General features: G+C 72.8%; 19 protein-coding genes and 2 pseudogenes. 6 read left to right on the forward strand and 15 right to left on the reverse strand.

Annotated elements, in window-relative coordinates; translation table 11 throughout:
- Positions 1–100: 100 nt before the first annotated feature.
- A complete protein-coding gene (locus tag ACFW6B_RS33755; protein WP_386602216.1) occupies positions 101–1,741 on the reverse strand; it encodes an ABC-F family ATP-binding cassette domain-containing protein in 1,641 nt (546 codons plus the stop codon).
- Positions 1,742–1,811: 70 nt separating this feature from the next.
- Positions 1,812–2,357: pseudogene (locus tag ACFW6B_RS33760) on the reverse strand (oxidoreductase); the annotation flags it as partial.
- Positions 2,358–2,422: 65 nt separating this feature from the next.
- On the opposite strand from ACFW6B_RS33760, the gene ACFW6B_RS33765 reads away from it, so the two are divergent.
- Positions 2,423–3,385: an FAD-dependent oxidoreductase gene (locus ACFW6B_RS33765; RefSeq protein WP_386602218.1), complete on the forward strand. Its 963-nt coding sequence runs from the start codon at positions 2,423–2,425 to the stop codon at positions 3,383–3,385.
- Between the two features lie 112 nt (positions 3,386–3,497).
- Here ACFW6B_RS33765 and ACFW6B_RS33770 read toward each other — a convergent pair whose 3' ends face one another.
- The 3 genes from ACFW6B_RS33770 to ACFW6B_RS33780 form a co-directional block, all read right to left on the reverse strand.
- Positions 3,498–5,465: a Xaa-Pro dipeptidyl-peptidase gene (locus tag ACFW6B_RS33770; protein WP_386602220.1), complete on the reverse strand. Its 1,968-nt coding sequence runs from the start codon at positions 5,463–5,465 to the stop codon at positions 3,498–3,500.
- Between the two features lie 154 nt (positions 5,466–5,619).
- Complete coding sequence (locus ACFW6B_RS33775) at positions 5,620–6,543, reverse strand: adenosine kinase (RefSeq protein WP_386602222.1); 924 nt, start codon at positions 6,541–6,543, stop codon at positions 5,620–5,622.
- Positions 6,544–6,658: 115 nt separating this feature from the next.
- Positions 6,659–7,138 carry a macro domain-containing protein gene (locus tag ACFW6B_RS33780; RefSeq protein ID WP_386602224.1) on the reverse strand — a complete coding sequence of 160 codons (480 nt, stop codon included), beginning with the start codon at positions 7,136–7,138 and terminating at the stop codon, positions 6,659–6,661.
- A gap of 152 nt (positions 7,139–7,290) precedes the next feature.
- Here ACFW6B_RS33780 and ACFW6B_RS33785 point away from each other — a divergent pair, with 152 nt between their 5' ends.
- Positions 7,291–7,989: a MerR family transcriptional regulator gene (locus ACFW6B_RS33785; RefSeq protein WP_386602226.1), complete on the forward strand. Its 699-nt coding sequence runs from the start codon at positions 7,291–7,293 to the stop codon at positions 7,987–7,989.
- Between the two features lie 129 nt (positions 7,990–8,118).
- On the opposite strand, the gene ACFW6B_RS33790 is transcribed toward ACFW6B_RS33785, so the two are convergent.
- From ACFW6B_RS33790 to ACFW6B_RS33805, 4 genes are all read right to left on the reverse strand, one after another.
- Complete coding sequence (locus ACFW6B_RS33790) at positions 8,119–10,311, reverse strand: 3-hydroxyacyl-CoA dehydrogenase NAD-binding domain-containing protein (RefSeq protein ID WP_386602228.1); 2,193 nt, start codon at positions 10,309–10,311, stop codon at positions 8,119–8,121.
- Positions 10,312–10,349: 38 nt separating this feature from the next.
- Positions 10,350–11,564 carry an acetyl-CoA C-acetyltransferase gene (locus ACFW6B_RS33795; protein WP_151471100.1) on the reverse strand — a complete coding sequence of 405 codons (1,215 nt, stop codon included), beginning with the start codon at positions 11,562–11,564 and terminating at the stop codon, positions 10,350–10,352.
- 22 nt (positions 11,565–11,586) lie between these two features.
- Positions 11,587–12,729, reverse strand: a complete 1,143-nt coding sequence (locus ACFW6B_RS33800) for an acyl-CoA dehydrogenase family protein (protein WP_386602231.1) — start codon at positions 12,727–12,729, stop codon at positions 11,587–11,589.
- A gap of 118 nt (positions 12,730–12,847) precedes the next feature.
- Positions 12,848–13,984, reverse strand: coding sequence for a CaiB/BaiF CoA transferase family protein (locus ACFW6B_RS33805; RefSeq protein WP_386602233.1), 1,137 nt, complete (start codon positions 13,982–13,984; stop codon positions 12,848–12,850).
- Positions 13,985–14,521: 537 nt separating this feature from the next.
- On the opposite strand from ACFW6B_RS33805, the gene ACFW6B_RS33810 reads away from it, so the two are divergent.
- Positions 14,522–15,694, forward strand: a complete 1,173-nt coding sequence (locus ACFW6B_RS33810; RefSeq protein ID WP_386602236.1) for a saccharopine dehydrogenase family protein — start codon at positions 14,522–14,524, stop codon at positions 15,692–15,694.
- 119 nt (positions 15,695–15,813) lie between these two features.
- Here the strand turns inward: ACFW6B_RS33810 and mmpA are convergent, their stop codons facing one another.
- The gene (gene mmpA / locus ACFW6B_RS33815; protein ID WP_386602238.1) at positions 15,814–15,960 is read right to left on the reverse strand and encodes a morphogenic membrane protein MmpA; all 147 of its coding nucleotides are present in this window, start codon (positions 15,958–15,960) and stop codon (positions 15,814–15,816) included.
- 354 nt (positions 15,961–16,314) lie between these two features.
- Positions 16,315–16,665: a winged helix-turn-helix transcriptional regulator gene (locus tag ACFW6B_RS33820; protein WP_386602240.1), complete on the reverse strand. Its 351-nt coding sequence runs from the start codon at positions 16,663–16,665 to the stop codon at positions 16,315–16,317.
- 48 nt (positions 16,666–16,713) lie between these two features.
- Here ACFW6B_RS33820 and ACFW6B_RS33825 point away from each other — a divergent pair, with 48 nt between their 5' ends.
- Positions 16,714–17,601 carry an NAD(P)-dependent oxidoreductase gene (locus ACFW6B_RS33825; protein WP_386602242.1) on the forward strand — a complete coding sequence of 296 codons (888 nt, stop codon included), beginning with the start codon at positions 16,714–16,716 and terminating at the stop codon, positions 17,599–17,601.
- A 71-nt stretch (positions 17,602–17,672) separates the two neighbouring features.
- On the opposite strand, the gene ACFW6B_RS33830 is transcribed toward ACFW6B_RS33825, so the two are convergent.
- Both ACFW6B_RS33830 and ACFW6B_RS33835 read right to left on the reverse strand, forming a co-directional pair.
- Positions 17,673–18,362 carry an endonuclease V gene (locus tag ACFW6B_RS33830; RefSeq protein WP_386602244.1) on the reverse strand — a complete coding sequence of 230 codons (690 nt, stop codon included), beginning with the start codon at positions 18,360–18,362 and terminating at the stop codon, positions 17,673–17,675.
- 499 nt (positions 18,363–18,861) lie between these two features.
- Positions 18,862–19,917: pseudogene (locus ACFW6B_RS33835) on the reverse strand (WD40/YVTN/BNR-like repeat-containing protein); the annotation flags it as partial.
- A 317-nt stretch (positions 19,918–20,234) separates the two neighbouring features.
- On the opposite strand from ACFW6B_RS33835, the gene ACFW6B_RS33840 reads away from it, so the two are divergent.
- Positions 20,235–20,651, forward strand: a complete 417-nt coding sequence (locus ACFW6B_RS33840; protein ID WP_386602247.1) for an SsgA family sporulation/cell division regulator — start codon at positions 20,235–20,237, stop codon at positions 20,649–20,651.
- 16 nt (positions 20,652–20,667) lie between these two features.
- Here the strand turns inward: ACFW6B_RS33840 and ACFW6B_RS33845 are convergent, their stop codons facing one another.
- Together ACFW6B_RS33845 and ACFW6B_RS33850 are read right to left on the reverse strand one after the other, a co-directional pair.
- Positions 20,668–21,504, reverse strand: coding sequence for an isocitrate lyase/phosphoenolpyruvate mutase family protein (locus ACFW6B_RS33845; RefSeq protein WP_386602248.1), 837 nt, complete (start codon positions 21,502–21,504; stop codon positions 20,668–20,670).
- An 81-nt stretch (positions 21,505–21,585) separates the two neighbouring features.
- The gene (locus ACFW6B_RS33850; RefSeq protein ID WP_386602250.1) at positions 21,586–22,272 is read right to left on the reverse strand and encodes a GPP34 family phosphoprotein; all 687 of its coding nucleotides are present in this window, start codon (positions 22,270–22,272) and stop codon (positions 21,586–21,588) included.
- A gap of 301 nt (positions 22,273–22,573) precedes the next feature.
- On the opposite strand from ACFW6B_RS33850, the gene ACFW6B_RS33855 reads away from it, so the two are divergent.
- Positions 22,574–24,208: an ABC-F family ATP-binding cassette domain-containing protein gene (locus tag ACFW6B_RS33855; protein WP_386602252.1), complete on the forward strand. Its 1,635-nt coding sequence runs from the start codon at positions 22,574–22,576 to the stop codon at positions 24,206–24,208.
- Positions 24,209–24,347: the final 139 nt, after the last annotated feature.

Here is a 24,347-nt window from a genome sequence, read left to right on the forward strand (position 1 = left end):
CGGGGGGGGGGCTTTTTCCCGGGGGGGTTCTTGGGTGGGGGGCGCCCCCGCGTGGGTTGGCCGCCCCCTTCCGCATGCCGGAGGACCTCGGCGGCGAGGATCAGCGCTCCGTCACCTTGCCGTCCGCCACCTCCAGGCGACGGGTCGTGCGGACCGCGTCCAGCATGCGGCGGTCGTGGGTGACCAGCAGGAGCGTGCCCTCGTAGGAGTCGAGGGCCGATTCGAGCTGTTCGATGGCCGGCAGGTCGAGGTGGTTCGTCGGCTCGTCCAGGACCAGCAGGTTGACGCCCCGGCCCTGGAGGAGTGCCAGCGCGGAGCGGGTGCGCTCCCCCGGGGAGAGCGTGGCCGCCGGGCGCAGGACGTGGTCCGCCTTCAGCCCGAACTTGGCCAGCAGCGTGCGGACTTCGGCGGGCTCCGTGTCCGGGACGGCCGCGCCGAACGCCTCCAGCAGCGACTCGGAGCCGTGGAAGAGCTTGCGGGCCTGGTCCACCTCGCCGACGATCACACCGGACCCGAGCACGGCGTGGCCGGCGGACAGCGGCACCCGGCCGAGCAGCGCGCCCAGCAGCGTCGACTTGCCCGCGCCGTTCGCGCCGGTGACGGCCACCCGGTCCGCCCAGTCGACCTGGAGGGTCGCCGGACCGAAGGTGTAGTCCCCGCGCCGCACCTCGGCTTCCCGCAGCGTGGCGACGACCGCGCCCGACCGCGGGGCCGCCGCGATCTCCATGCGCAGCTCCCACTCCTTGCGGGGCTCCTCCACGACGTCCAGCCGCTCGATCATGCGCTGCGTCTGCCGGGCCTTCGCGGCCTGCTTCTCGCTGGCCTCGCTGCGGAACTTGCGGCCGATCTTGTCGTTGTCGTTGTTCGCCTTGCGCCGCGCGTTCTTGACGCCCTTGTCCATCCAGCCGCGCTGCATCTGGGCCCGGCCTTCGAGGGCGGCACGCTTGTCGGCGTACTCCTCGTAGTCCTCGCGTGCGTGCCGGCGAGAGGTCTCGCGCTCTTCGAGATAGGCCTCGTAACCGCCGCCGTACAGCGTGATCTGCTGCTGGGCCAGGTCGAGTTCGAGGACCTTGGTGACCGTGCGGGTGAGGAACTCCCGGTCGTGGCTGACGACGACGGTCCCGGCGCGCAGGCCGGAGACGAAGCGCTCCAGGCGCTCCAGACCGTCCAGGTCGAGGTCGTTGGTGGGCTCGTCGAGGAGGAAGACGTCGTAGCGGGAGAGCAGGAGGGAGGCGAGTCCGGCCCGGGCCGCCTGGCCGCCGGACAGGGACGTCATCGGCTGGTCGAGACCGACGCCGAGCCCGAGCGAGTCGGCGACTTCCTCGGCACGTTCGTCCAGGTCGGCGCCGCCGAGGTCGAGCCAGCGCTCCAGGCTGTTCGCGTACGCGTCATCGGCGCCGGGCGCTCCGTCGACGAGCGCCTGCGTCGCCGCGTCCATGACCCGCTGGGCCTCGTCGACGCCCGTGCGGCGCGCGAGGAAGCCCCGTACGGTCTCGCCCTCCCGGCGCTCCGGCTCCTGGGGCAGGTGCCCGACGGTCGCGGAGGGCGGGGAGAGCCGCAGCTCGCCCTGCTCCGGGGTGAGCAGGCCCGCGAGCATCCGCAGCAGCGTGGACTTGCCCGCGCCGTTGGCGCCGACGAGCCCGATCACGTCACCGGGCGCGACGACGAGGTCGAGTCCGGAGAAGAGCGCGCGGTCGCCGTGGCCGGCGGTGAGGTTCTTGGCGACGAGAGTGGCAGTCATCAGGGAGCCGATTTTAACGGCCCGCCACGGCACCTTCGACGGCCCGTCGCGTCCCTCACCGCCGGTGCCCGCCGGTGGCGCGCAGGGCGGCAACCGGTTTCGCGAGGGGCGCGCTCCTCGCCGCGATCAGCAGAACGCGGCCGCGGGAACCCGTGTCACCGCCGAGCAGGGAGTTCAGCGCGCCGCGGTACTCGGGGCCGCGGAAGCGGAACGGCCCCACGCCGTGGTAGCCGTTGCGCTCCAGATCGACCCGTTCGCCGGTCTGCCAGGCGAAGTCCCGCCAGACGTAGTCGTCGCCGTCCCGCTCGACGATCGCGGTGACGGCACCGCACTCGATGCTCTCGCACTCGGGGCAGCCGTAGATGACGTGCCTGCCCCCGTCGAGCGGGGCGTCCGCCTCCAGCAGGAGGTTGCGCACGTGTGCGGTGAAGATCGCGGGCGGTACGTCGGAGGCGAGCGGGGAGACCGCGTCGAGCTCGGAGAGCCAAAGCAGCAGCGGGCGTCCGTCGACGACGAAGTCGGTGAGGTCCCGGTGCACCTGGTGGTCACCGCCCGCGAGGGCCCCGCCGGCACGCGTCGTCGGGGCCAGGCCGAAGGTGGCGTACTCGAAGGACATGGAGTGAGTATCCCAGCACACGGGGTGACGGGGTCGCGTGTGGCATGTTCCGCTAACGTCCCGGCATGGAGAAGCCCCTGAGCGGTGATGTGATCGTGGTCGGCTGCGGGGTCGTCGGTCTGACGACGGCCGTGGTGCTGGCCGAGGCCGGCGGGCGGGTCCGGGTGTGGACGCGGGAGCCCGCCGAGCGGACCACCTCGGCCGTTGCGGGGGCCCTGTGGTGGCCGTACCGCATCGCGCCGGCGGAACTGGCCCGCGCCTGGGCCCTCGAGTCGCTCTCCGTGTACGAGGAGCTGGCGGCGCGGCCCGAGGACAGTGGCGTACGCCTGGTCGAGGGGGTCATGGGCGAGACGCGGCTGGACGGGCTGGGCTCGTGGGCGGCCCGGGTGCCCGGACTGCGCGCGGCGACGGCCGGGGAGTACCCGGGGACCGCGCTGCGGGCGCGGCTGCCGCTGATCGACATGCCCGTGCATCTGCGCCACCTGCGGGAGCGGTTCCTGCGGGCGGGCGGGACGGTCGAGGAACGGACGGTGGCGGACCTCGCGGAGCCGGACGCGCCGGTCGTCGTGAACTGCGCGGGCCTCGGCGCCCGTGATCTCGTCCCGGATCCGGCGGTACGGCCCGTGCGCGGACAGCTCGTGGTCGTCGAGAACCCCGGGATCCGCGAGTGGCTCGTCTCGACGGACCCGGTGGCCGGGACGACGACGTACGTCTTCCCGCAGCCGGACCGGGTGGTCCTGGGCGGCACCACGGACGAGGACGACTGGTCCCTGGTTCCCGACCCGGAGGCGGCGGCGCGGATCGTCGAGCGGTGCGCGGCGCTGCGCCCCGAGGTCGCCGGAGCCCGTGTGCTCGGTCACCGGGTGGGGCTGCGGCCGGTGCGCGAGACGGTCCGTCTGGAGCGCGAGGTCCGGCCGGACGGGCGGGTGCTGGTGCACAACTACGGGCACGGCGGCGCCGGGGTCACCGTGGCGTGGGGATGCGCGCGGGAGGCGGCCGGACTCGTCGGCCCGGCCGCCTCCCGCTGACCCTCCGGCCGGCCACGGCGGGCCGGAGGGTCGACAGGCCCGTGGGCAGTGGCTGACGCGCCGGCCCGTGGGCCGGCGCGTCAGCGGGCGGGAGGGGTGGCGGGTCAGGGGGTCAGTCGTCCGCCCCCGGGAGCCGGAGGGCGGTGTGCGGGGCGCGTACGCCGTCGAGGACGGACACTGCCGGTGCCGCCGCGGAGCCCTTCGTCGCCCGCGCGAACGCGGCCGCGCCGCCCACCAGGGGCACCCGGGCCGAGGTTCGGGCCAGGTCGATGGTCAGGGTGGGCGTGGCGGCGGGAGGGTCGATCAGGTCCTTGTCGGTTCCCGCGACGATCAGCGCGAGCCGGTGCCCCTTCGGGACCACGTGGTCGGTGGCCGCCAGGTCCAGCGTGATGGTGTACGCCTTGCCCGGGGTGAGCGGGACGCCCCGCCGCTCCGAGGCGTGGTTGCCGAGGTCGGCCCAGCCGCGGCTGACGACGGTGAAGTCGACGTCGGCCCCGGCCGCCTCGGTCACCTTGTAGCAGGAGCTGTCGCCGGCGGTGCTCGCGCCCCAGCAGGTGCGGTCGGTGAGGGTCGTGATGCCCTCGCCGGGGCCGGCGTAGTCGCGGACGGTGTCCGGGCCCAGGTCGACGAGCACCGCCGACAGATGGGCGGCCGACGTGGTCGGCGTGGCGGTGACGGTCACCTCGGAGGAGCCGGAGATCCGCAGGTCGCGGGTGAGCGGCCCGGTGGTGAAGCCGGCTTTGTCCGCGGTCGGCCGGTCTATGTGCGCGGCCCAGTCGGTCTCGCTCCGCCGCGGGTCGTCCGTGAAGGTCTCGGTGCCCGGCTCGCGGCCGAGTCCGAGGGTGCCGACGCCCGCCTGCGCGCCCGTGCCCGGCCGCAGGGTCGTGGCGCTCGTGGCGCGGGGCGGCCAGACAGCGGAGGTCGTCCACCGGTCGGGGTGGCGTTCGATGTCGGCCATGGGTTCGCGGTCGACGCCGTTGTCGTAGCCGAGGAGTTCGTGGTCGAACCAGCGGTGCAGGGTGTCGACCCAGGCGGCCCGGCGGAAGTCGAAGGGGTCGACGTGCCCGGTCTGGGAGAGCCAGATCTTGCGCTCGACCCCGTTCCGGGCGAGGGCGTCCCACCACTGGCCGACGTGCTTGGTGCGGACATTGAGGTCCTGCATGCCGTGGACGAGGAAAACGCTGGCCCTCACCTTCGCGGCGTCCTTGACGTAGTCGCGCTCGGTCCACAGCGGCGTCCAGTCGCCGGTGCGCGGCGCCCCGTCGACCAGTTTCCGCTGTACGGCCGCGCACTTGGCGCGGGCGTCGGGGCTGTCGACGTATCCGGAGAGCCAGTCGGGGCCCGAGTCGTAGAGCGGGGCGCCCTCGGCGAAGTAGTAGTCGTACCAGGAGGAGATGGCGCTGATCGGCACGATGGTCCTCAGGCCCTTCACGCCGGTGGCGGCGACGCCGTTGGCGATGGTGCCGTCCCAGCTCTTGCCGATCATCCCGGTCCTGCCATTGGTCCAGGTCGCCCGGGCCGTCGCGGTGCCGGTGCGGGTGGTGTAGCCCTTGGCGCGGCCGTTCAGCCAGTCGACGACCGCCTTGGCGGACTGGATGTCGGAGCGGCCGCCCACGTCGACGCAGCCGTCGGAGCGGTTGGTGCCGGCGAGGTCGACGCCGACGAAGGCGTAGCCGCGCGGCACGAAGTAGTTGTCGTAGAACAGCGGCATCCGTACGACGCGGCCGTCCGCGTCGTACGTCTTCTTCTGGCTCTCGTTGCCGCGCCCGCAGCAGGAGTAGTACGGGCTGGCGTCCATGATCACGGGTATCTTGCGCCCCTGGCGGGCGGGTTCGCGGGGCCGGACGACGTCGACGGCGACGCGGTCGTGCCGTCCGTCGCCGTCGCCGTCGAGGCCGGTGTCGACCCAGACGGACTCACGGATCGCGTTCTCGTACGAGTAGACCGGGGTGCTCTGTCTCGGGGCGCCGTGTGCGGCGGCCGGGACGAGTAACGCGGCCATCAGGGCGGCGACGGCCGCCGCCGCGAGCGGTCTCCAGGTCGTGAAGCGCATGCGGCTCACTGGTGTGGATGTCGGCATGGGCGGAACGTACCCCGGTCAACTCTCCTGCGACAGAGGGTATTTGACAGACCCTTGGGAACGGATGACTCATGTCGGCCGAATGGCGGTCGTGTGACGGGGGTGGCCAAAGGCGCCCGACGCCGTCCGGTGGCGGGCACCCGTGGCGCGGGGTTCAGCGGGTGGCGGCCTTCACCTCCGACTCGGCCACCTGGTCGAGGAGTTCGGCACGGCCGATGGCGTCGGCGCGGGTCGCGGGGACCGTGCAGGCGTAGGCGCCGGCCACCGCGCCGAACAGGGCGCAGCGCTCGACCGGTTCTCCAGTCAGACGGCCGTAGAGGAAGCCCGCCGCGAAGGAGTCCCCCGCGCCGTTGGAGTCGACGACCGGCGTGCGGGGCGGGACCACGGGGACGTGGGTCACCTCGCCGTCGGTCAGCACGTACGCGCCCTCGGCACCGGCGGTGGCGACGACCACCTCGGCACGGCCGCGCTCCATGATCTTCCGCATGGTGCGCTCGTGGTCGGCGAGGGCGGTGGCGGAGACGAACACGACGTCCGCGGTGTAGGCGAACGGCTCGTGGTACGGGTTCTCGCCGTCCCAGTTGTGCAGGTCGGTCGAGATGGTCACCCCGGCTTCCCGGAGGACCGGCAGGGCGAAGGCGCAGGGGTGGGTGATGGACACGTGGGCGTGCCGGCTCGACACGGCCAGCCGCCGCACCGTCTCCTCGGGCAGCCGGTCCCCTTCGCCCGCCCGGCTGTCGTCGTACAGGGACAGCCTGCGCCCGTCGGGGCCGACGAGGTTGACCGCGCGCTTGGTGCCCGCGGGCTGGGAGACCTCGGTGAGCGGGATGCCCCGGTCGCGGTGCAGGGCGCGCACGAGGTCGCCCTCGGGGTCGTCGCCGAGCAGGTCGAGGTGGTGGGCGCGCAGGCCGAGGCTGTGCAGGCCAAGGGCGACGAAGTCACCGGTCTGCCCGGCGCGGGTCTCGATGCCCGGACGGATCATGTAGCTGTCGGCGTAGGGCAACGGCAGTTCGGGGACGTGGACGATGGTGTCCACACCCGCACCACCCAGGACGAGGACGTCGATGTCGCGGCTCATGACTCTCCCTCTCTGACGCAAGCAGCGAGTCAACCAGTCCCCTGACGATCACCGCAAGGAGTTGCAGAAACTTGCGCAAATCCTGTCGGTCGCCGCCCTGGAACCTCCGCGTCGGTCAGCCGCCGTGGTCGTACACGGTCACCGACAGACCCCGGCGCACCAGCCGCTCGGTGACCAGGGGTTCCACCCGCGCCCAGGTGCCGCCGGCCAGACCGCATCCGATGCGCGGCATGTGCACGGAGGCGCCGAGTTCGACGGCCTTGTCTGCCAGCAGTCCGAGGGCGGCATCGATGGCCTCGTAGCGCACGGGCACGCCCTTGCTGCCCGTGCGTATCCCCCGCTGGCCCACCAGGTTCGCCACCCATACGTACGGCTCGACCTGGACGAACTGGGCCGCGCCCAGGCCGAAGTCGTTGCCCGCGCGGCCGCGGTGCCAGGCTCGGTACGCGGCCTCGGGCTCCGGCCAGCGGCGGGAGAGCGCCAGCACGAAGCCCTTTCCCCAGCCCCCGATGTCGTTGCACACGTGGGCGATCAGCTTGACGCCCTTGATCGAGGGAACGGTGGCATCGCCGCGGACGTATCTGATCTCCGACATGCCACCACCGTAGGTGCCGCCACTGACAACGGCGCCGCCCCGACGGCGGACGAGAACTTTCACAACGCTGGTGGGACAGCAATACTGTTGCACCGCGCCGTCAGCGGTCACCAGGGGCGGGCGCCGCACGACGCGAGAGGCGAGAACCTGCCATGACGACGGACACCGAGGAGCCGAAGCTCACGGTCGACGAACTGGCCGCGCGGGCGGGTGTCACGGTCCGTACCGTCCGCTTCTACAGCGCCCGGGGTCTGCTGCCGCCGCCGGTGATCGGCCCCCGCCGGGTGGGGCACTACAGCCAGGAGCACCTGGCCCGGCTCGCGCTCATCGAGGAGTTGCAGCACCAGGGCATGACGCTGGCCGCGATCGAGCGGTACCTGACGCAGTTGCCGCCGGATCTGAGCGCGCAGGACCTCGCCATCCACCGTGCCGTGGTGGCCTCCTGGGCTCCCGACGCGACGGAGGAGGTGACCCGGGAGGAGCTGGAACGCCGGGCCGGGCGGTCCCTCGGGGACGCGGACCTGGAGCGGCTCGCCGCGATGAGCGTCGTCGAGGGGACGGGGGACCCCGTCCGGCTGGACCCCGGGCTGCTGAAGCTCGGCCTGGAGCTCCTGGACGTACCGATCGCGGACGAGTCGCTCCTCGCCGCGCGGAACGTCCTGCTGGAGCACGCGCGCGCGGCGGCCCGCGAGCTGTCCGGGCTGCTGCGTGACGCCGTGGGCGAGCAGGAGTCCGTGGCGGCCGTGAAGTCGCTGTCGGCGCACATGCAGCCGCTGGTCGTGCAGGCGCTGCTGACCGCGTTCCAGCGCTCCCTGAAGAACGAGTTGCGGGAGTGGCTCAAGGAATCCTGACGACCGCTGCACGACGGCGGGGGCGGGTGCCGGACACCGACAAGGTGTCCGGCACCCGCCCCCGTGGCGCGAGTCCCGCCCGCCGCCCGGTCCGGGCCCGGGTCAGGACGCGCCCGGTCCGGGCCCGGGTCAGGACGCGTCGGTGAAGCGCTCGCCCCTCTCCGCCTTCTCGACGAGCAGCGCCGGCGGCAGGAAACGGTCGCCGTAGCGCTCGGCGAGCTCCCGCGCGCGGGCCACGAACGCGGCCGTACCCGTCCCGGCCTCGCCCTCGTAGCCGTTGATGTACTGGAGCACACCGCCGGTCCAGCCCGGGAAACCGATACCGAGGATCGACCCGATGTTGGCGTCGGCAACGGAGGTCAGGACGCCCTCCTCCAGGAGCCGGACGGTGTCCAGCGCCTCGGAGAAGAGCATGCGCTCCTTCATGTCCTCGAACGGGATCTCGTGCCCCGGCTTCGTGAAGTGCTCGCGCAGCCCCGGCCAGAGCAGCCCGCGGCCGCCGTCCTCGCCGTACTCGTAGAAGCCCGCTCCCCCGCTGCGTCCGGGGCGCCCGAACTCGTCGACCATGCGGTCGATGACGGCCTCGGCCGGGTGGGTCTCCCAGGTGCCGCCCGCCTCCTCGACGGCCCGCTGCGACTCCTTGCGGATCTTGCGCGGCAGGGTGAGGGTCAGCTCGTCCATGAGGGAGAGGACCTTCGCCGGGTAGCCGGCCTGGGCCGCGGCCTGCTCGACGGAGGCGGGCTCGATGCCCTCGCCGACCATCGCGACGCCCTCGTTGATGAAGTGCCCGATGACCCGGGAGGTGAAGAAGCCCCGCGAGTCGTTGACGACGATCGGGGTCTTCCTGATCTGGCGGACCAGGTCGAAGGCGCGGGCCAGGGCCTCGTCGCCGGTGCGCTCGCCCTTGATGATCTCCACGAGCGGCATCTTGTCGACGGGCGAGAAGAAGTGCAGCCCGATGAAGTCCTCCTGCCGCTCGACGCCTTCGGCGAGGGCGGTGATGGGCAGGGTGGAGGTGTTGGAGCAGAGCAGGGCGTCGGGCTCGACGATGTTCTGGATCTCCTGGAACACCTTGTGCTTGAGCGAGGTGTCCTCGAAGACCGCCTCGATGACGGCGTCGCAGCCCGCGAGGTCGTTGGGGTCGGCGGTGGGCGTGATGCGGGCGAGCAGCGCGTCGGCCTTCTCCTGGGTCGTACGGCCCCGGGCGACCGCCTTGGCGCAGAGCTTCTCCGAGTACGCCTTGCCCTTGTCCGCCGCGTCGGCCGAGACGTCCTTGAGGACGACGTCGATGCCCGCGAGGGCGCACGAGTAGGCGATGCCCGCGCCCATCATCCCGGCGCCGAGGACGGCCACCTTGCGGACCGGGCGCGGCTCGATGCCCTTGGGCCGGTTGGCGCCGGAGTTGACGGCCTGGAGGTCGAAGAAGAACGCCTGGATCATGTTCTTCGAGGTCTGGCCGGCGGCCAGCTCGACGAAGTAGCGGGCCTCGATGACCTGGGCCGTCTCGAAGTCGACCTGGGAGCCCTCGACGGCGGCCGCGAGGATGTTGCGCGGGGCCGGGTAGGGCGCGCCGTTCGTCTGCTTGCGCAGGTTGGCGGGGAAGGCGGGCAGGTTGGCCGCGAACTTCGGGTTCGACGGGGTGCCGCCGGGGATGCGGTAGCCGGGCTTGTCCCAGGGCTGCTGCGACTCGGGGTTGGCGTCGATGAACGCGCGGGCCTTGGCGAGCAGTTCCTCGGGGGTGGCGGCCACCTCGTGGACGAGGCCGTTGTCCCGGGCGCGCGTCGCGTTGTACTGCGTGCCCTGGAGGAGGACCTTCAGCAGGGCGTCGGCGATGCCCAGCAGGCGCACGGTGCGGACGATCCCGCCGCCGCCGGGGAGCAGGCCGAGGGTGACCTCGGGGCAGCCGATCTTGGTGCCGGAGGTGTCGAGGGCGACGCGGTGGTGGCAGGCGAGGGCGAGCTCGAAGCCGCCGCCCAGGGCCGCGCCGTTGATGGCGGCGACGACCGGCTTGCCCAGGGTCTCGATGCGGCGCAGATCGCGCTTGATGGCGAGGCCGCCGTCGAAGAGGTCCTGGGCGGTCTCGGGCGTGACCCGGATGAGGTCGCGCAGGTCGCCGCCCGCGAAGAAGGTCTTCTTGGCCGAGGTGAAGACGACGCCCCGGATCGAGTCCTTCTCGGCCTCCAGGCGGTCGGCGACCGCGGTGAGGGAGGCGCGGAACGCCGCGTTCATGGTGTTGGCGGACTGGTTGGGGTCGTCGAGGACGAGGGTGACGACGCCGGTCTCGTCCTGTTCCCAGCGGATGGTGGTGGGCTCAGTGCTCATCAGGGAATGCTCCGTAGATCCTTGATCCGTTGGGAAGGTCAGACGCGCTCGACGATCGTGGCGATGCCCATGCCGCCGCCCACGCACAGGGTGGCGAGGCCGTAGCGCTTGTCCTGGCGCTCCAGCTCGTCGACGAGGGTGCCGAGGATCATCGCGCCGGTGGCGCCGAGGGGGTGGCCGAGCGCGATGGCGCCGCCGTTGACGTTGACCTTGTCCAGCGACAGGCCCATGTCCTTCACGAAGCGCAGGACGACGGCCGCGAAGGCCTCGTTGATCTCGACGAGGTCGATGTCGTCGATGGTCAGGCCTGCCTTGGCGAGCGCCTTGCGGGCCGCGGGCGCGGGGCCGGTGAGCATGATGGTCGGCTCGGAGCCGGACACGGCGGCGGAGACGATCCGCGCGCGCGGGGTCAGGCCGTAGCGCTCGCCGACCTCCTTGGAGCCGATGGCGACCAGCGAGGCGCCGTCCACGATGCCGGAGGAGTTGCCCGCGTGGTGGACGTGGTCGATCTTCTCGACCCAGTGGTACTTCTGCAGCGCGACCGCGTCGAAGCCGCCCAGTTCGCCGATGTCCGCGAACGAGGGCTTCAGCTTCGCCAGCGAGTCGGCGGTGGTGCCGGGGCGCAGGAACTCGTCGTGGTCGAGGACCGTGAGACCTCCGCGGTCCTTGACGGGGACGACGGACCTCTCGAAGCGGCCCTCCTTCACGGCGGTGGCCGCGCGCTCCTGGGAAAGAGCCGCGTACTCGTCGACGTCGCGGCGGGAGAAGCCCTCGATGGTGGCGATGAGGTCGGCGCCGATGCCCTGCGGCACGAAGTTGGTGGCGAGGTTGGTCATCGGGTCGGCGAACCAGGCGCCGCCGTCCGAGGCCATGGGCACGCGCGACATCGACTCGACGCCGCCCGCCAGGACGAGGTCCTCCCAGCCCGAACGGACCTTCATCGCGGCCATGTTGACCGCTTCGAGGCCCGAGGCGCAGAAGCGGTTCTCCTGGACGCCGGCCACCGTGTCGGGCAGTCCGGCGGCGATGGCCGCGATCCGGGCGATGTCGGAGCCCTGGTCGCCGACCGGGCCGACGACACCGAGCACGATGTCGTCGACGGCGGCCGGGTCGAGGCCCGGGAAGCGCCGCTGCACCTCGTGGATGAGCCCGACGACGAGGTCGATGGGCTTGGTCCCGTGCAGGGAGCCGTTCTGCTTGCCGCGACCGCGCGGGGTGCGGATCGCGTCGTACACGTACGCTTCGGTGCTCACTGGTAAGCCTTTCGATGGGGGTTCAGCCGAGCAGGGAGCGACCGATGATCTCCTTCATGATCTCGGTCGTTCCGCCGTAGATGGTCTGGATGCGTCCGTCGGTGAAGGCCCGTGCGACCCGGTACTCCGTCATGTAGCCGTAGCCGCCGTGCAGTTGGAGGCACCGGTCGGCGACCCGCTTCTGCAGTTCGGTGGCCCACCACTTCGCCATGGAGGCGTGCACCGCGTCGAGTTCGCCGTCCGAGTGGTCGACGATGCAGCGGTCGAGGAAGGTGCGGGTGACGGCGCACTCGGTGGCCATCTCGGCTATCTCGAAGCGGATGTGCTGGAGCTTGGCGAGCGGACGCCCGAACGCCTCGCGCTCCTTCACGTACGCGGTGGTGATCTCCAGCAGGTGTTCGGCCCCCGCGATGGCCGCGACGGCGATGCCCATGCGCTCCTGCGCGAGGTTGGTCATCAGGTGGACGAACGCGCCGTTCAGCGTGCCGAGCAGGTTCTCCTTGGGGACGCGGACGTCGTTGAAGAACAACTCGGCGGTGTCCTGCGACTTCTGGCCGATCTTGTCGAGGTTGCGGCCGCGTTCGAAGCCTTCCGTGCCCCGCTCGACGACGAGCAGCGACAGTCCGTGCGCGCCGCCCTCGGGGGTGGTCCTGGCGACCACGATCACCAGGTCGGCGAGGATGCCGTTGGAGATGAACGTCTTGGAGCCGTTGAGCAGGAAGTGGTCGCCCTTGTCCTCGGCGCGGGTGGCGATGCCCTGGAGGTCGGAGCCGGCGCCGGGTTCGGTCATCGCGATCGCGGTGATGATCGAGCCGTCGCAGAAGCCGGGCAGCCAGCGCCGCTTCTGCTCCTCGGTGGCGAGGTCGGTCAGGTACGGGCCGATGATGTCGTTGTGCAGCCCGAGGGCGAGCCCGGCCGCTCCCGCGCGCGTGAACTCCTCGGCGAGCACGGCGCTGTAGCGGAAGTCGGTGTTCCCGCCGCCTCCGTACTCCTCGGGGACGGCGAGTCCGAGCAGCCCCTGCTTCCCGGCCGCCCGCCACGCCTCGCGGGAGACGATGCCGTCCTTCTCCCACTGCTCGTAGTGGGGCAGCACCTCCTTGGCGAGGAAGGTGCGCACGGTCTCGCGGAACGCGTCGTGCTCGGCGGTGAAGATCTGCCGCTTCATGCGGGAAGGGCCTTCCTGGAGTGTGTACGGAAACCTTCGGGGAGGACGGTGGCCGGGCTCGCGCAGGCCCGGGCGGGCGCCGGGTCCCGGCCGGGGAGGGGCGGCCGGCGCGACCGCATCAGGCGCCGTCCTTCGTCAGCCCGGGCACGTCCCAGTCGCGGGCCACGTCCGCGGTGCCGGCGCCCGGCAGGGCGGGACCGCTCCGGACCGCGGTGGGGGTGGCCGAGAAGCGCGGGGCGGGGGCGGGCTGGGTGATGCCGTCGTGGTCCACGAACGTGCCCCGGGCGGCGAGATGCGGGTGCCCGGGCGCCTCGCGCAGGGACAGGACCGGTGCCACGCACGCGTCGGTGCCCTCGAAGACGGCGGTCCACTCGTCTCTCGTACGGGTCCTGAAGCGGCCGGCGACCGCCGCGCGCAGTTCCTCCCAGCGCGCCGGGTCCTTGTGGGCGGGACCGAGTCCGGGGATGCCGAGCAGGTCGACGAACCGGTCGTAGAACCGCTGCTCCAGGGGGCCCACGGCCATGTACCGGCCGTCGGCGGTCTCGTACGTCCCGTAGTACGGGCAGCCGCCGTCGAGGAGGTTGGCGGCGCGCCGGTCCTGCCAGCCGCCCGCGGCGATCATGCCGTGGATCATCGTCGAGAGGTGCGCGGTGCCGTCGACGATGGCCGCGTCCACGACCTGGCCGGTGCCGGTCGCGCGCGCGTGGTGCAGGGCGGCGAGGACGCCGACGACGAGGTAGAGCGAACCGCCCGCGTAGTCGCCCAGGAGGTTCGCGGGGACCGCCGGCGGTCCGTCCGGGGCGCCGATCATCCCGAGGGTGCCGGTGAGCGCGATGTAGGCGACGTCGTGCCCGGCGCGCTGGGCGAGCGGGCCCTCCTGGCCCCACCCCGTCATCCGGCCGTAGACGAGCCTCGGGTTGCGGGCACGGCAGTCCTCGGGGCCCACGCCGAGCCGCTCGGCGACGCCGGGGCGGTAGCCCTCGATCAGGATGTCGGCCCGTTCGGCCAGGTCGAGGACGCGGGACGCCCCGTCCTCGGCCTTGAGGTCGACGATCACGGACCGCTTGTTGCGGTTGGTGACGTCGTGGACCGGGGCGACCCCGATCCCGGCGCCCCCCGGCCGGTCCACCCGGACGACGTCCGCTCCGAGGTCGGCCAGGAGCATGGCCGCGAACGGGCCGGGACCGATGCCCGCCAGTTCGACCACGCGCACTCCTGCGAGGGGACCCTGCCCCGGCGATCCTGCCGCTGTCATCAAGCCCCCATCACTGTGACACCACTGATGTGACATCAGTGATGTTAAGAACGCGTTCCACTCTGGGCAAGCCCCTGGCGAGCAAGCGCTTAGTCAAATTCCGGGACCGGGGCCGGCTCCGCACCGGTTCCGCCGCCGGCCCGGCACCGCGGTCCGCACCGGCCGGGTCCCACGGTCAGCGGTGGTCCGGCCCGGCGATCAACGGCGGTCCGGCCCGGCGGTCAGCCTTTCGGGTGCTATGACGCGACGGCCCTCCCCGGCCCGGTCGCACAGCGGCTCCGCCGCCGGGGTCCCCCGCCCCTCCGGGGACACCCGCATCCGGCCGGGCTCGACCGGGCCGAGCGCGGACCCGCGCACGTTCTGCCACTTTTTCAGCGCGTTTTCCGACACGGTCACGGCTGCCTCCGGCCTGTTCGTGCGACCTCGTCGTCCGACTGTTCGCACCTCACGCTAGCCTCAGCCACCGACAACGGCGCTTCGCGCACGACGTGGCGCGGACCGTGCGTTCGAACGCGGCCCACAGGGGTGGAGGGTGTCATGAGCAGGGTGAACGAGCCGGACCGCGCGTACGACATCGTGCTCTTCGGAGCCACGGGGTTCGTCGGGGAGCTCACCGCGGAGTATCTGGCCGCCCACGCTCCCGAGGGACTGCGGTGGGCGATCGCCGGGCGCAGCACCGGGAAGCTGGAACGGCTGCGGGAGCGGCTCGGCGGCGCGCCCGGCGTGCTGCGGGCCGATGTGACGGACCCGGACTCGGTGCGCGAGCTCGCCGGACAGGCGCGCGTGGTGGCCTCGACCGTGGGGCCGTACATCACCTACGGGGAGGACCTGGTGGCCGCCTGCGCGGACGCCGGGACCGACTATCTGGACCTGACCGGCGAGCCCGAGTTCGTGGACCTGATGTACGTCCGGCACGACGCACGCGCGCGGGAGACGGGCGCGCGGCTCGTCCACGCCTGCGGCTTCGACTCCGTCCCGCACGACCTGGGCGCCTACTTCACCGTCAAGCAGCTCCCGGAGGACGTGCCGCTGCGGGTGGAGGGATTCGTGCGCTCCCGGGCGATGTTCTCGGGCGGCACCTTCGCCTCCGCCCTCAACCAGTTCGCGCGCGGCCGGCACATGCTCGCCGCTGCGCGGGAGCGCAGGTACCACGAACCGCGCCTGATGGGGCGGCGGGTGGAAGCCCCCCTGGGCGCGCCGCGGTTCGCCAAGGAGGTCGGGGCGTGGGCCCTGCCGCTGCCCACGATCGACGCCCAGGTGGTGCAGCGCTCGGCGCGGGCCCTGGCGCGGTACGGGCCGGACTTCCGCTACCGCCACTACGCGGCCGTCGAGCGGCTGCCCGTCGCCCTCGGCGGGGTCGCCGGGGTGAGCGCGCTCTTCGCCGCCGCGCAGCTCCCGCCCGCGCGCCGCTGGCTGTCCGGCCGGATCAGGCCGGGCGAGGGCCCCGACGCCGAGCTCCGCGCGAAGAGCTGGTTCTCGGTGCGTTTCGTCGGCGAGGGCGGCGGCCGGCGCGTGTACACCGAGGTCTCGGGCGGCGACCCCGGCTACGGCGAGACCGCGAAGATGCTCGCGGAGTCGGCCCTGTCCCTGGCCCTGGACGAGCTGCCGAAGACGTCCGGCCAGGTCACACCGGTGGTGGCGATGGGCGACGCGCTGCTGGAACGGCTGCGCGCGGCGGGGATCGTCTTCCGGGTGGCGGCGGTTCGCTAGTGCCGCGGCACTAGGACTGCCGTCCGTACGGGCCGGGCGTGGTCGTACGGGCCGGGCGTGGTCGTACGGGCCGGGCGTGGTCGTGGGGGCCGGGCGTGGTCGTGGGGGCCTGGTGGTCCTCACGACGCCCAGGCGATCACCGTGTAGACCATCCCGCCGATCCAGGCGAGGCCGGCCGGAACGGCGAGGACCAGCGCGGTGGTCACCGCACGCCCGGCGGGCCGCGCGGGTCCGGCGGAAGGGTCGAGGGCTCGGTGCGTCGTCATGCGGACCAGCCTGCCGGTCGCGGCACGGCCGTACATCCGTACGAGTACTCAGGGGCCGTACTCAGGGACCGTACTCAGGCGCGCGGGCGGGCCGACGGGGGCGTGGGGCCGGGAAAGCGCCCGCAGGAGCGCCCCTCCCGTCCCGCGCCGTCCTGTCGCCGCCCCGGGCGGGGCCCTTCAGGTCGCGCCCCGTCCCGGAGCGTGCCGCCACCGCTCGCCGCGCACACCGGAGATCCGCCCCCTCGGTAGCCACCTTTTTGTGGGTACTTGGCGATGACCGGCGGCCGGGTGATCCTGATGGGGGCGGCCCGGGGCCGCGGAATCGCGGCGAGACGCGGGTGGCGAGGTGATGGGTCATGAGGCCGGCCGAGTGCCGGTGAGCTTCTCCAGGCGGCGGTGACCCCAGTCCGAGAGGGGGGCCAACGCCTCGGACAGTTCCCGGCCGAACTCCGTCAAGGAGTACACGGTCTTCAACGGGCGTACGTCGTGCACCTCCCGGTGCACCAGTCCGTCGGCCTCCATCTCCCGGAGCGCCTGGGTCAGCACCTTCTCGCTGAGGTCCGGCAGCCGTCGCAACAGCTCGCCCGGACGGTGGGGAGCGGCTTCCAGCAGCCAGAGCAGAACCGTCTTCCACTTTCCGTCGATCACGGAGATCGCGGCAGTCACCCCACAGACGTTCGGATCCTGGGCACGGCTGCGCGTCATCGTCGTCCTTTTCATCACAGAATGCCGATATTTCACGGGAGTCGAGCCATGTCCTTACGCACTGAACAGTCTGCCGTCACCGTCCTCGGCCTGGGTCCGATGGGCCGGTCCCTGGCGGGCGCTTTCCTCGACGCCGGTCTGCGGACCACGGTGTGGAACCGGACCCCGGGCCGGGACCGGGAGCTGGTCGCCCGGGGTGCCGACAGCCCCCGGTCCGCCGAGGAGGCGGTCGCCGCCTCCGGGGTGACCGTGGTCTGCGTGGTGAACTACGACGCGGTGGACGCCGTCCTGCGGCGCGAGGCGGTCACGGGCGCGCTCAAGGGGCGCACGGTGGTCAACCTGACCGCCGACACCCCGGTCCGGGCCCGGGAAACCGCGGCGTGGGCGGCCGAACACGGTGTCCGCTACCTGGACGGCGCGATCATGACGCCGACCACGACCGTCGGAACGCCCTCGGCGGTGTTCATCCACAGCGGCCCGGAGGAGCTCTACCAGGAGCACCTGCCCGTCCTCGAGACGCTGGGCGGCACCCACACCCACCTCGGCGAGGAGATCGGCAGGGCGGCTGCGTACGACATCGCGCTGCTCGACATCTTCTGGACCGCGATGGCGGGCTACGCGCACGCCCTGGCGGTGGCGCGGGCCGAAGGCATCACCGCGCGGGAGCTGGCCCCGTTCGCCAAGGGCATCGGCGACATCCTCCCGCCGCTCTTCGAATCGACCGCGCGGGAGGCCGACAGCGGCGACTACTCCGGCGAGGCCAACCCGATCACCTCGGCCGTGTCCTCCATGGCGCACATCGTCCACACCTCCGAGGCGCACGGCATCGACGCGGGCGTGATGCGCGCCGCCGAGGCCGTGACCCGGCGGGCCATCGGCCTGGGCCACGGCGCCGACGGGTTCACGCGCATCGCCGAGTTCCTGGGCCGCCGTTAGCGTCGCGGCGGTCGCCGGGAAGAACCCTCGTCCGCCGGGACGGGTGCCCCCGGGCCGACGGGCGCGTGGAGTCAGGAAGTCGCCTCCCGCAGGGCCCTGCGGCACAGGGAGTCCGCCCGGCGGGTGGACTCCGGCAGGCGGTACTCCGGGGTGAGCGCGAGGGTGTGGGCGCAGGCGTTGTCGAGGTCCACGCGGTGGCCGACGGACACGAACACCGGTTTGACCCCGTCCCGGGTGCGCAGCGCGCGGCCCACCTCCTCGGTGTCCGCGAGCAGCGGTGAGGCGCTGCCGCGCCGGACGCCCGGTTCCTCGTAGGAGAAGGTGAACGGGTTCTTGGCGACCCCGATCGTGGGGAGTCCGGTGAGGACGCCGAGGTGACTGGCGAGGCCGAAACGGCGCGGGTGGGCGAGTCCGTACCCGTCGCAGACGACCAGGCCGGGCGGGCAGGGCAGGGCGTCCAGCGCGGCGATAACGGTCGGGACCTCGCGGAAGGCGAGCAGTCCGGGGACGTACGGGAAGGAGACCCTGCCGACGGCGGTGGCCTCCGCCACGACCTCGCGGGTCGCCGCGTCGAGGACGACGGCGGCCGCGACGACGACGTCCCGCTCGTCGTCGTAGGCGACGTCGACGCCCGTCACCCGGCCGGTGCCGGGCGGCGGGCCCGGCTCGCCGAGCACCACCCGTTCGCGCAACTCGTCCTGCACGGCGCGGGCTTGTTCCTCGGTGACGGGCCAGTCCGCGGGAATCCTCACGATCGTCATGATGCGGACGAGCCTACGGGCAGCGCCCCGCCCGGGACCGCGCGGGGCGCTGCGCCCGTGGCCGGCCCGGCCGGTCGCGTACCGGCCCGTGGGCGGGTCCCGGTCCCCGGGGTCCGTGCCGGGCCGGCCTCAACCTGACTCCGGGCCGGGGAAGTTGCGGGAACGGCCCTCGATCACTACCGCGAGACCCCCGGCTGACGCCCCTCCCCGCCCCTCAGCGCTCCAGCCGGGCGATCCGGCCCTTCTCCCCGGAGGCCCAGCAGCCTAGTGCCGCGGCAGGCAACGTTCGCCCGTCAAGGAGCGGCGTCATGGGGGTCCCCCCTGCTCGAGCGAAGCCGAGAGCTTGGGGGAGCGTGCTCTCGGTGTGCCGGCCGGAAGTCCTCGTACTGGACGCACTTGGGCTTTCGGCCGGTGCGGCGAGTGGGGGTGCCCCCTGCTCGAAGAGCTTGGGGGAGCGTGCCGGGCGTCGCGACGGGGCGAACGTTGCCTGCCGCGGCACTAGGTCCGGGGTGCAGTCCACGGTGTCGTACGAGCCGGTGTCGAGGGTGCGCCAGGTGCGGCCGCCGTCGGTGGTGAGGTCGGTGCCGGTGGGACCGACCGCGAGGGCGGCGGTGCGGCTGCGCGGGAGCCAGGTGACGCCGGAGCGGTAGGCGGGCGGGGGCCGGTCCGCGGTGGTCCAGGTGCGGCCGCCGTCGGGGGTGACCGCCGCGGCCCGCGGCGACGCCTGGCCGGCTCGGTAGTCGCCGCCCACCGCGAGTCCGTGGACGCGGTCGCGGAAGGCGAGGGCGAAGACGCCGCGCGCCGGGTCGCCCGCGGGGACCGGGGTGCCGGTGGCGGTCCAGGTCAGTCCGCGGTCCGCGGAGTGCAGGACGCGCGCGCGTGCGCCCCCTCCCGTGGCCAGCCACACGTCGCGGGGCCCCGAGCCGACCAGGCACTGGCCGCTCGCGGCGAAGCCCGCCTCTCCGTCCTCGGCGGCGGGCATCCCCTCGCCGGGCAGCACCTTCCAGGAGCGGCCGCCGTCGCTGGTCGACAGGATGCGGAACCTGCCGTCCACCGGGTCGCTCATCGCCAGGCCGTGCCGCCGGTCGAGGAAGGTGAGGCAGTCGTAGAAGGCCCTGGCGTCGGTGTTGCGGAAGGACTCGGTCCACGTGGCGCCACCGTCCTCGGTCCGGTAGACGCGGGACGCCTCGCCCTCGCCGATGGCCAGGACCACGGCACGCCGCGCGTCGAACGCCTCGACGTCGCGGAACTCCAGGTCCGCGGCGCCGGGCGGCGACACGTTCCGCCAGAGCGCGCCGCCGTCGGTGGTGCGCAGCACGGTGCCCTTCGAGCCCGCCACCCACGCGGTGTCCCTGCTGACGGCCGACAGTCCGCGGAAACGGGCTTCCGTACCACTGTCCTTGAGCGCCCAGTGCGGTGTCCGCGCCGCGTCGTGCGCCGGTGCGGGCGCGGCCGCCGCGGGCACCGCGGCCACGAGTGCCGCGGCGAGCAAGGCCGTTGCCGAACCCACGCCGACCGTCCGGCCCGTGCGTCTCGTCTTCCCCAAGCCCCTCATGGCGGGCGAAGCTAGTCCACTCACCCGGCCGCGTCCAGACGGCCTCCGTCCCCCAATGGTGTCCACATGGCGGTCGGCGGGAACCTCGGGGGCCGTCGGGGTGTCCTCTTCGGTGTCGGGTGAGCGCGGAACGGAAAGGGATCACCACGGTCGCGGAAAGGAATCACCACGGTCGGAGAAGTGGATCTTTCGGTGCAGACCTCGGTGACAGATGTCACTCGGGTCAGAGGTGCACGCGCCGGGTCATTCTTCCGTCTCTTCAATTGACCGGCTTCATCCGCCCGGAGTTCGTCCAGCCGTCACAAGGGAGCAAGGCGTTGTCCACCGTCATCGAGCAGCCCGTTGAGGCCCGCCTCGTCGCCGCCGCGCCGCGGATGCCGAGCATTCCGGCCACGCTGCACTACGACCGGACCGACCCGTTCGCCGTCCGCATGACCTTCCCGGCGCCCGCCACGCTCGAAGGCGTCGAGGTCTGCTGGACCTTCGCCCGGGAGCTGCTCGTGTCGGGTCTGGAGGACGCGGTGGGGCACGGCGACGTACGGGTGCGGCCGTACGGATTCGACCGCACCGTAATGGAGTTCCACGCCCCCGAGGGCACCGCCGTGATCCACGTGCGCTCGGGCGAGGTGCGCAACTTCCTCCGGCAGAGCACCGAGTTGGTGCCGGTCGGCCTCGAACACCTCCAGGTGGACCTGGACCGCGACCTGGAGGAGCTCATGCGGGGCACCTGCTGAGGCGCCGCGGGTGCGGTCAGCCGGCGCGTCCCATCAGGGAGTTGAGGCCGGCGTAGTCGAACCCGCCGGTCAGGCTCTCGCAGGTCCCCGTGTCCAGCAGCTCCCGCGCGGCACGGCGGACCAGGGCGTGCGCGGCCGCGGCGACGCTCGACCCCGCGCTGATCCGGGCCACGCCGAGCGCGGCCAGTTCGCCCACGGACGGCGACCCGGGACCCACCAGGATGTTCAGGGGGCCGTCGATGCCCTCGACGAGCGCCTTCACGGTCGTCCCGTCGACGGTTCCGGGGACGAAGACGCCGTCGGCTCCCGCGGCCAGGAAGGCCGCGGCCCGCTCCAGGGTCTCCTCCACCCCGCCCGCGCCGCGCAGGTACGTGTCGATGCGGGCGTTGACGAAGAGCGGAACCCCCGCCGCGTCGGCGGCCGCGCGGACCGCCGCGACGCGCTCCGCCTGCTCCGCCTGCGGACGCAGCGGCCCGGCCCCCTCCCCGTACAGGGCGTCCTCGATGTTCACGCCCACCGCGCCCGCCGCGAGCACCGCGCGGACGGTGTCCCCGAGCCCCTCGGTGCCGGAGGCGTAGCCGCTCTCGATGTCCGCGCTGACCGGCACCCGGACCACGGCGGTGATCCGCGCGACGGCCGCGAGCGCGTCCCGCCGGTCCAGCCGGTCCCCGTCCGGCACGCCCAGCGCCCAGGCGAGGCCCGCGCTGGTCGTCGCGACCGCCGCGGCACCCGCGTCCTCGACGATCCTCGCGGTCACCGCGTCCCAGGCGTTCGCCAGGACGAGGGGCCGGCCGGGTACGTGCAGGGCGCGGAAGGCCAGGGCGGAGTCGCGGAGTCGCTCGATGTCGGTCATGGGGACAAGCCAAGCACGGGCGGCGCGCGGGGAGCTGGCGGGAATCCGACACGTACGTGGGGTTCGGTTCGGCCGTGGGGTTCAGTTCGACGCCGTCGTGGCCGGGGCCGTGGAGGAGGCCGCCGCGGCCGCCACGACCACCGCCGTACGGACGTCCTGGACGACCTTCCTGAGGGCGGGGGCCGCGGCTCCCGCGCGTTCGGTGAGCTCGTCGATACGGGCCCGGTGCAGCCCCCGCTCCTCGGGCGACGCGAAGGTGCGGAGCCCGGCGGCGGTGGCCAGGGCGACCAGGGCCGCGTCACGGTCACCGACGTCGGCGACGGGCACCGGGCCCTCCAGCACTCCCCGCGCCTCCTCGCGCAGGGCCTCCACCACGGGCACCCGGTCCAGCTCGTACTCGACGGACGGGAAGATCCCGAGGACCCGCTTGCGCCGCGCCCGCAGGTAGCCCTCGGCGGCGAGCTGGGCCTGGACGGCGTCCAGGGTGACCCGGGCCCGCGAGGTGACCCACGGCTTCCACCTGCGGGGCCTGGACTCCGACACGAGTTCCAGGAGCCCGTCGAGAACGACGTCCCCGGTACGGGAGTCGGGGTCGACGGGGGTGACGATGCCGTCGTCGTCGACGAGCAGCCCGCGCTGGGCGAGCTCGGTGAGGGCGCCGGCGCGCACCAGGTGGTGGAGGTGGGTGGAGCCTGTGATCCTCCGTTTCGTGGTGTCCCACGCCAAGAGGTGGAGCCGGGCGGGCAACGAGAGCGGGCCGTTCGGCACGGGATCTCCTCGGTTCGTCGGGGGCGCGTTAATCCTTTGACAGCCCTCAGGACCGCCCCTACGGTGTGGAGCGGTTCTGTTGCCGTCGAACGGAGAAGGACGTTGCTCGTCTGAGGTCTGAGACACCGCGTCGCACAGCCGGTCCTGTCGGACCCGCGTGTGCGCAGCGTGCGACCTCGGCGTTCGAGCCGTCCCAGGGTGCGGAGCCTTTTCCTGTCGCTCTCCTCCGAACTGGATCGTCGTCGCCTCGCGGTGTCCCGTACGCGTACCCCCGACCGCATCCAGCAACCGCGAGGCCCGTATGTCAACGTCCCCCACTTCCATCACCTGTACGTCCCTGTCCTTCGCCTGGCCGGACGGCACCGACGTCCTCGACGGTCTCCAGGTCGCCTTCGGACCCGGCATCACCGGACTCGTCGGCGTCAACGGATCGGGCAAATCGACCCTGCTGAAGCTGATCGCCGGAGAGCTCACCCCGGCCGACGGCACCGTCCGGGTCGCGGGCGAGGTCGGTCACCTGCCGCAGAACGTCACGCTCGACACCACGTTGCGGGTCGACGAGGCGCTCGGCATCCGCGCGGTCCGCGCCGCCCTGCACGCGATCGAGTCGGGTGACGTGGCCGAGGAGCACTTCGACGTCGTCGGCGACGACTGGGACGTCGAGGAGCGGGCCCGCGCGACCCTCGGCGAGCTCGGTCTCGGCCACATCGACCTGGACCGCACGATCGGCGAGGTGTCCGGTGGCGAGTCGGTGCTGCTGCGGCTGGCCGCGCTCCTGCTGCGCCGGCCCGACGTGCTGCTGCTCGACGAACCCACCAACAACCTCGACCTGTACGCGCGGCGGCGGCTGTACGCGGCCGTGCAGGCCTGGTCCGGGGTCATGGTCGTGGTCAGCCACGACCGTGAACTCCTCGACCTGGCCGACCAGATCGCCGATCTGCGCTCCGGCGAGGTCACCTGGTACGGCGGGAACTTCTCCGCGTACGAGGAGGCGCTCGCCGCCGAACAGGAGGCGGCGGAGCGCATGGTGCGCGTCGCCGAGTCCGATCTGAAGAAGCAGAAACGCGAACTGGTCGACGCCCAGGTCAAGTTGGCTCGGCGCAAGCGGTACGGGCAGAAGATGTACGAGCAGAAGCGCGAACCGAAGATCGTCATGGGGGCGCGCAAGCGGGCGGCGCAGGAGTCCGCGGGCAAGCACCGCATCATGCACGAGGGCCGGCTCAGCGAGGCGAAGGAGCGTCTCGACGAGGCGGTGGAGGCCGTACGCGACGACGATCTGATCCGGATCGACCTGCCGTACACGGCCGTGCCGCCGGGGCGCACCGTCCTCACCCTCGACCGGCTGGAGCTGCGGTACGGCTCGCGGGTGAACGGCGTGTTCGAGCTTCGCGGACCCGAACGCGTGGCGCTCGTCGGGCGCAACGGAGCGGGCAAGACGACGCTCCTGCGCACGGTCGCCGGGGAGCTGGACGCCGTGTCCGGCGAGGCGCGGGCCCACGTTCCCCTGCGTTTCCTGCCGCAGCGGCTCGACGTCCTGGACGACTCCCTGAGCGTCGCCGCGAACGTGGCCCGGTACGCGCCGGCCGCCACCGACAACCGGATCCGGGCCCGTCTCGCCCGCTTCCTGTTCAAGGGCGCGAAGGCCGACCAGCCGGCGGCGACGCTCTCCGGCGGCGAGCGCTTCCGCGCGGCGCTCGCGGCCCTGATGCTGGCCGAGCCCGCCCCGCAGCTGCTGATGCTCGACGAGCCGACGAACAACCTCGACATGGCGAGCGTCCGCCAGCTCACCACGGCCCTGGAGTCGTACGAGGGGACGCTGGTCGTCGCCAGTCACGACATGCCGTTCCTGGAGTCGATCGGCATCACGCGGTGGCTGCTGCTGGAAGGAGGAGAACTGAAAGAAATCGCTCCGGAAACTGTCGGGTATTCCTCATAGTGCGGGGAGCGGGGGCGGCCTAGCGTCGGGGTGGGCGGTGCCCGGTGCCAAACCGGGGGCCGTTTCGCGTGCGTGAAGTGCGCTCCGTGAAGTGCGTTCCGTGATGGCGCGCCACCCCCGTCCGATTCGGAGACCCGCC

Origin of the sequence: Streptomyces sp. NPDC058751, from assembly GCF_042746485.1 — a bacterium.
Lineage (GTDB): Bacteria > Actinomycetota > Actinomycetes > Streptomycetales > Streptomycetaceae > Streptomyces.

What these genes read in the sequence shown, in the direction of transcription:
- ACFW6B_RS33845 (WP_386602248.1), bottom strand. Translation starts at nt 21,504, where the DNA reads ATGACCGACATCGAGCGACTCCGCGACTCCGCCCTGGCCTTCCGCGCC.
- ACFW6B_RS33805 (WP_386602233.1), bottom strand. Translation starts at nt 13,984, where the DNA reads ATGACAGCGGCAGGATCGCCGGGGCAGGGTCCCCTCGCAGGAGTGCGC.
- ACFW6B_RS33790 (WP_386602228.1), bottom strand. Translation starts at nt 10,311, where the DNA reads ATGAGCACTGAGCCCACCACCATCCGCTGGGAACAGGACGAGACCGGC.
- ACFW6B_RS33775 (WP_386602222.1), bottom strand. Translation starts at nt 6,543, where the DNA reads ATGAGCCGCGACATCGACGTCCTCGTCCTGGGTGGTGCGGGTGTGGAC.
- ACFW6B_RS33755 (WP_386602216.1), bottom strand. Translation starts at nt 1,741, where the DNA reads ATGACTGCCACTCTCGTCGCCAAGAACCTCACCGCCGGCCACGGCGAC.
- mmpA (WP_386602238.1), bottom strand. Translation starts at nt 15,960, where the DNA reads ATGACGACGCACCGAGCCCTCGACCCTTCCGCCGGACCCGCGCGGCCC.
- ACFW6B_RS33810 (WP_386602236.1), top strand. Translation starts at nt 14,522, where the DNA reads ATGAGCAGGGTGAACGAGCCGGACCGCGCGTACGACATCGTGCTCTTC.
- ACFW6B_RS33830 (WP_386602244.1), bottom strand. Translation starts at nt 18,362, where the DNA reads ATGACGATCGTGAGGATTCCCGCGGACTGGCCCGTCACCGAGGAACAA.
- ACFW6B_RS33765 (WP_386602218.1), top strand. Translation starts at nt 2,423, where the DNA reads ATGGAGAAGCCCCTGAGCGGTGATGTGATCGTGGTCGGCTGCGGGGTC.
- ACFW6B_RS33825 (WP_386602242.1), top strand. Translation starts at nt 16,714, where the DNA reads ATGTCCTTACGCACTGAACAGTCTGCCGTCACCGTCCTCGGCCTGGGT.
- ACFW6B_RS33800 (WP_386602231.1), bottom strand. Translation starts at nt 12,729, where the DNA reads ATGAAGCGGCAGATCTTCACCGCCGAGCACGACGCGTTCCGCGAGACC.
- ACFW6B_RS33780 (WP_386602224.1), bottom strand. Translation starts at nt 7,138, where the DNA reads ATGTCGGAGATCAGATACGTCCGCGGCGATGCCACCGTTCCCTCGATC.
- ACFW6B_RS33785 (WP_386602226.1), top strand. Translation starts at nt 7,291, where the DNA reads ATGACGACGGACACCGAGGAGCCGAAGCTCACGGTCGACGAACTGGCC.
- ACFW6B_RS33770 (WP_386602220.1), bottom strand. Translation starts at nt 5,465, where the DNA reads ATGCCGACATCCACACCAGTGAGCCGCATGCGCTTCACGACCTGGAGA.
- ACFW6B_RS33820 (WP_386602240.1), bottom strand. Translation starts at nt 16,665, where the DNA reads ATGACGCGCAGCCGTGCCCAGGATCCGAACGTCTGTGGGGTGACTGCC.
- ACFW6B_RS33855 (WP_386602252.1), top strand. Translation starts at nt 22,574, where the DNA reads ATGTCAACGTCCCCCACTTCCATCACCTGTACGTCCCTGTCCTTCGCC.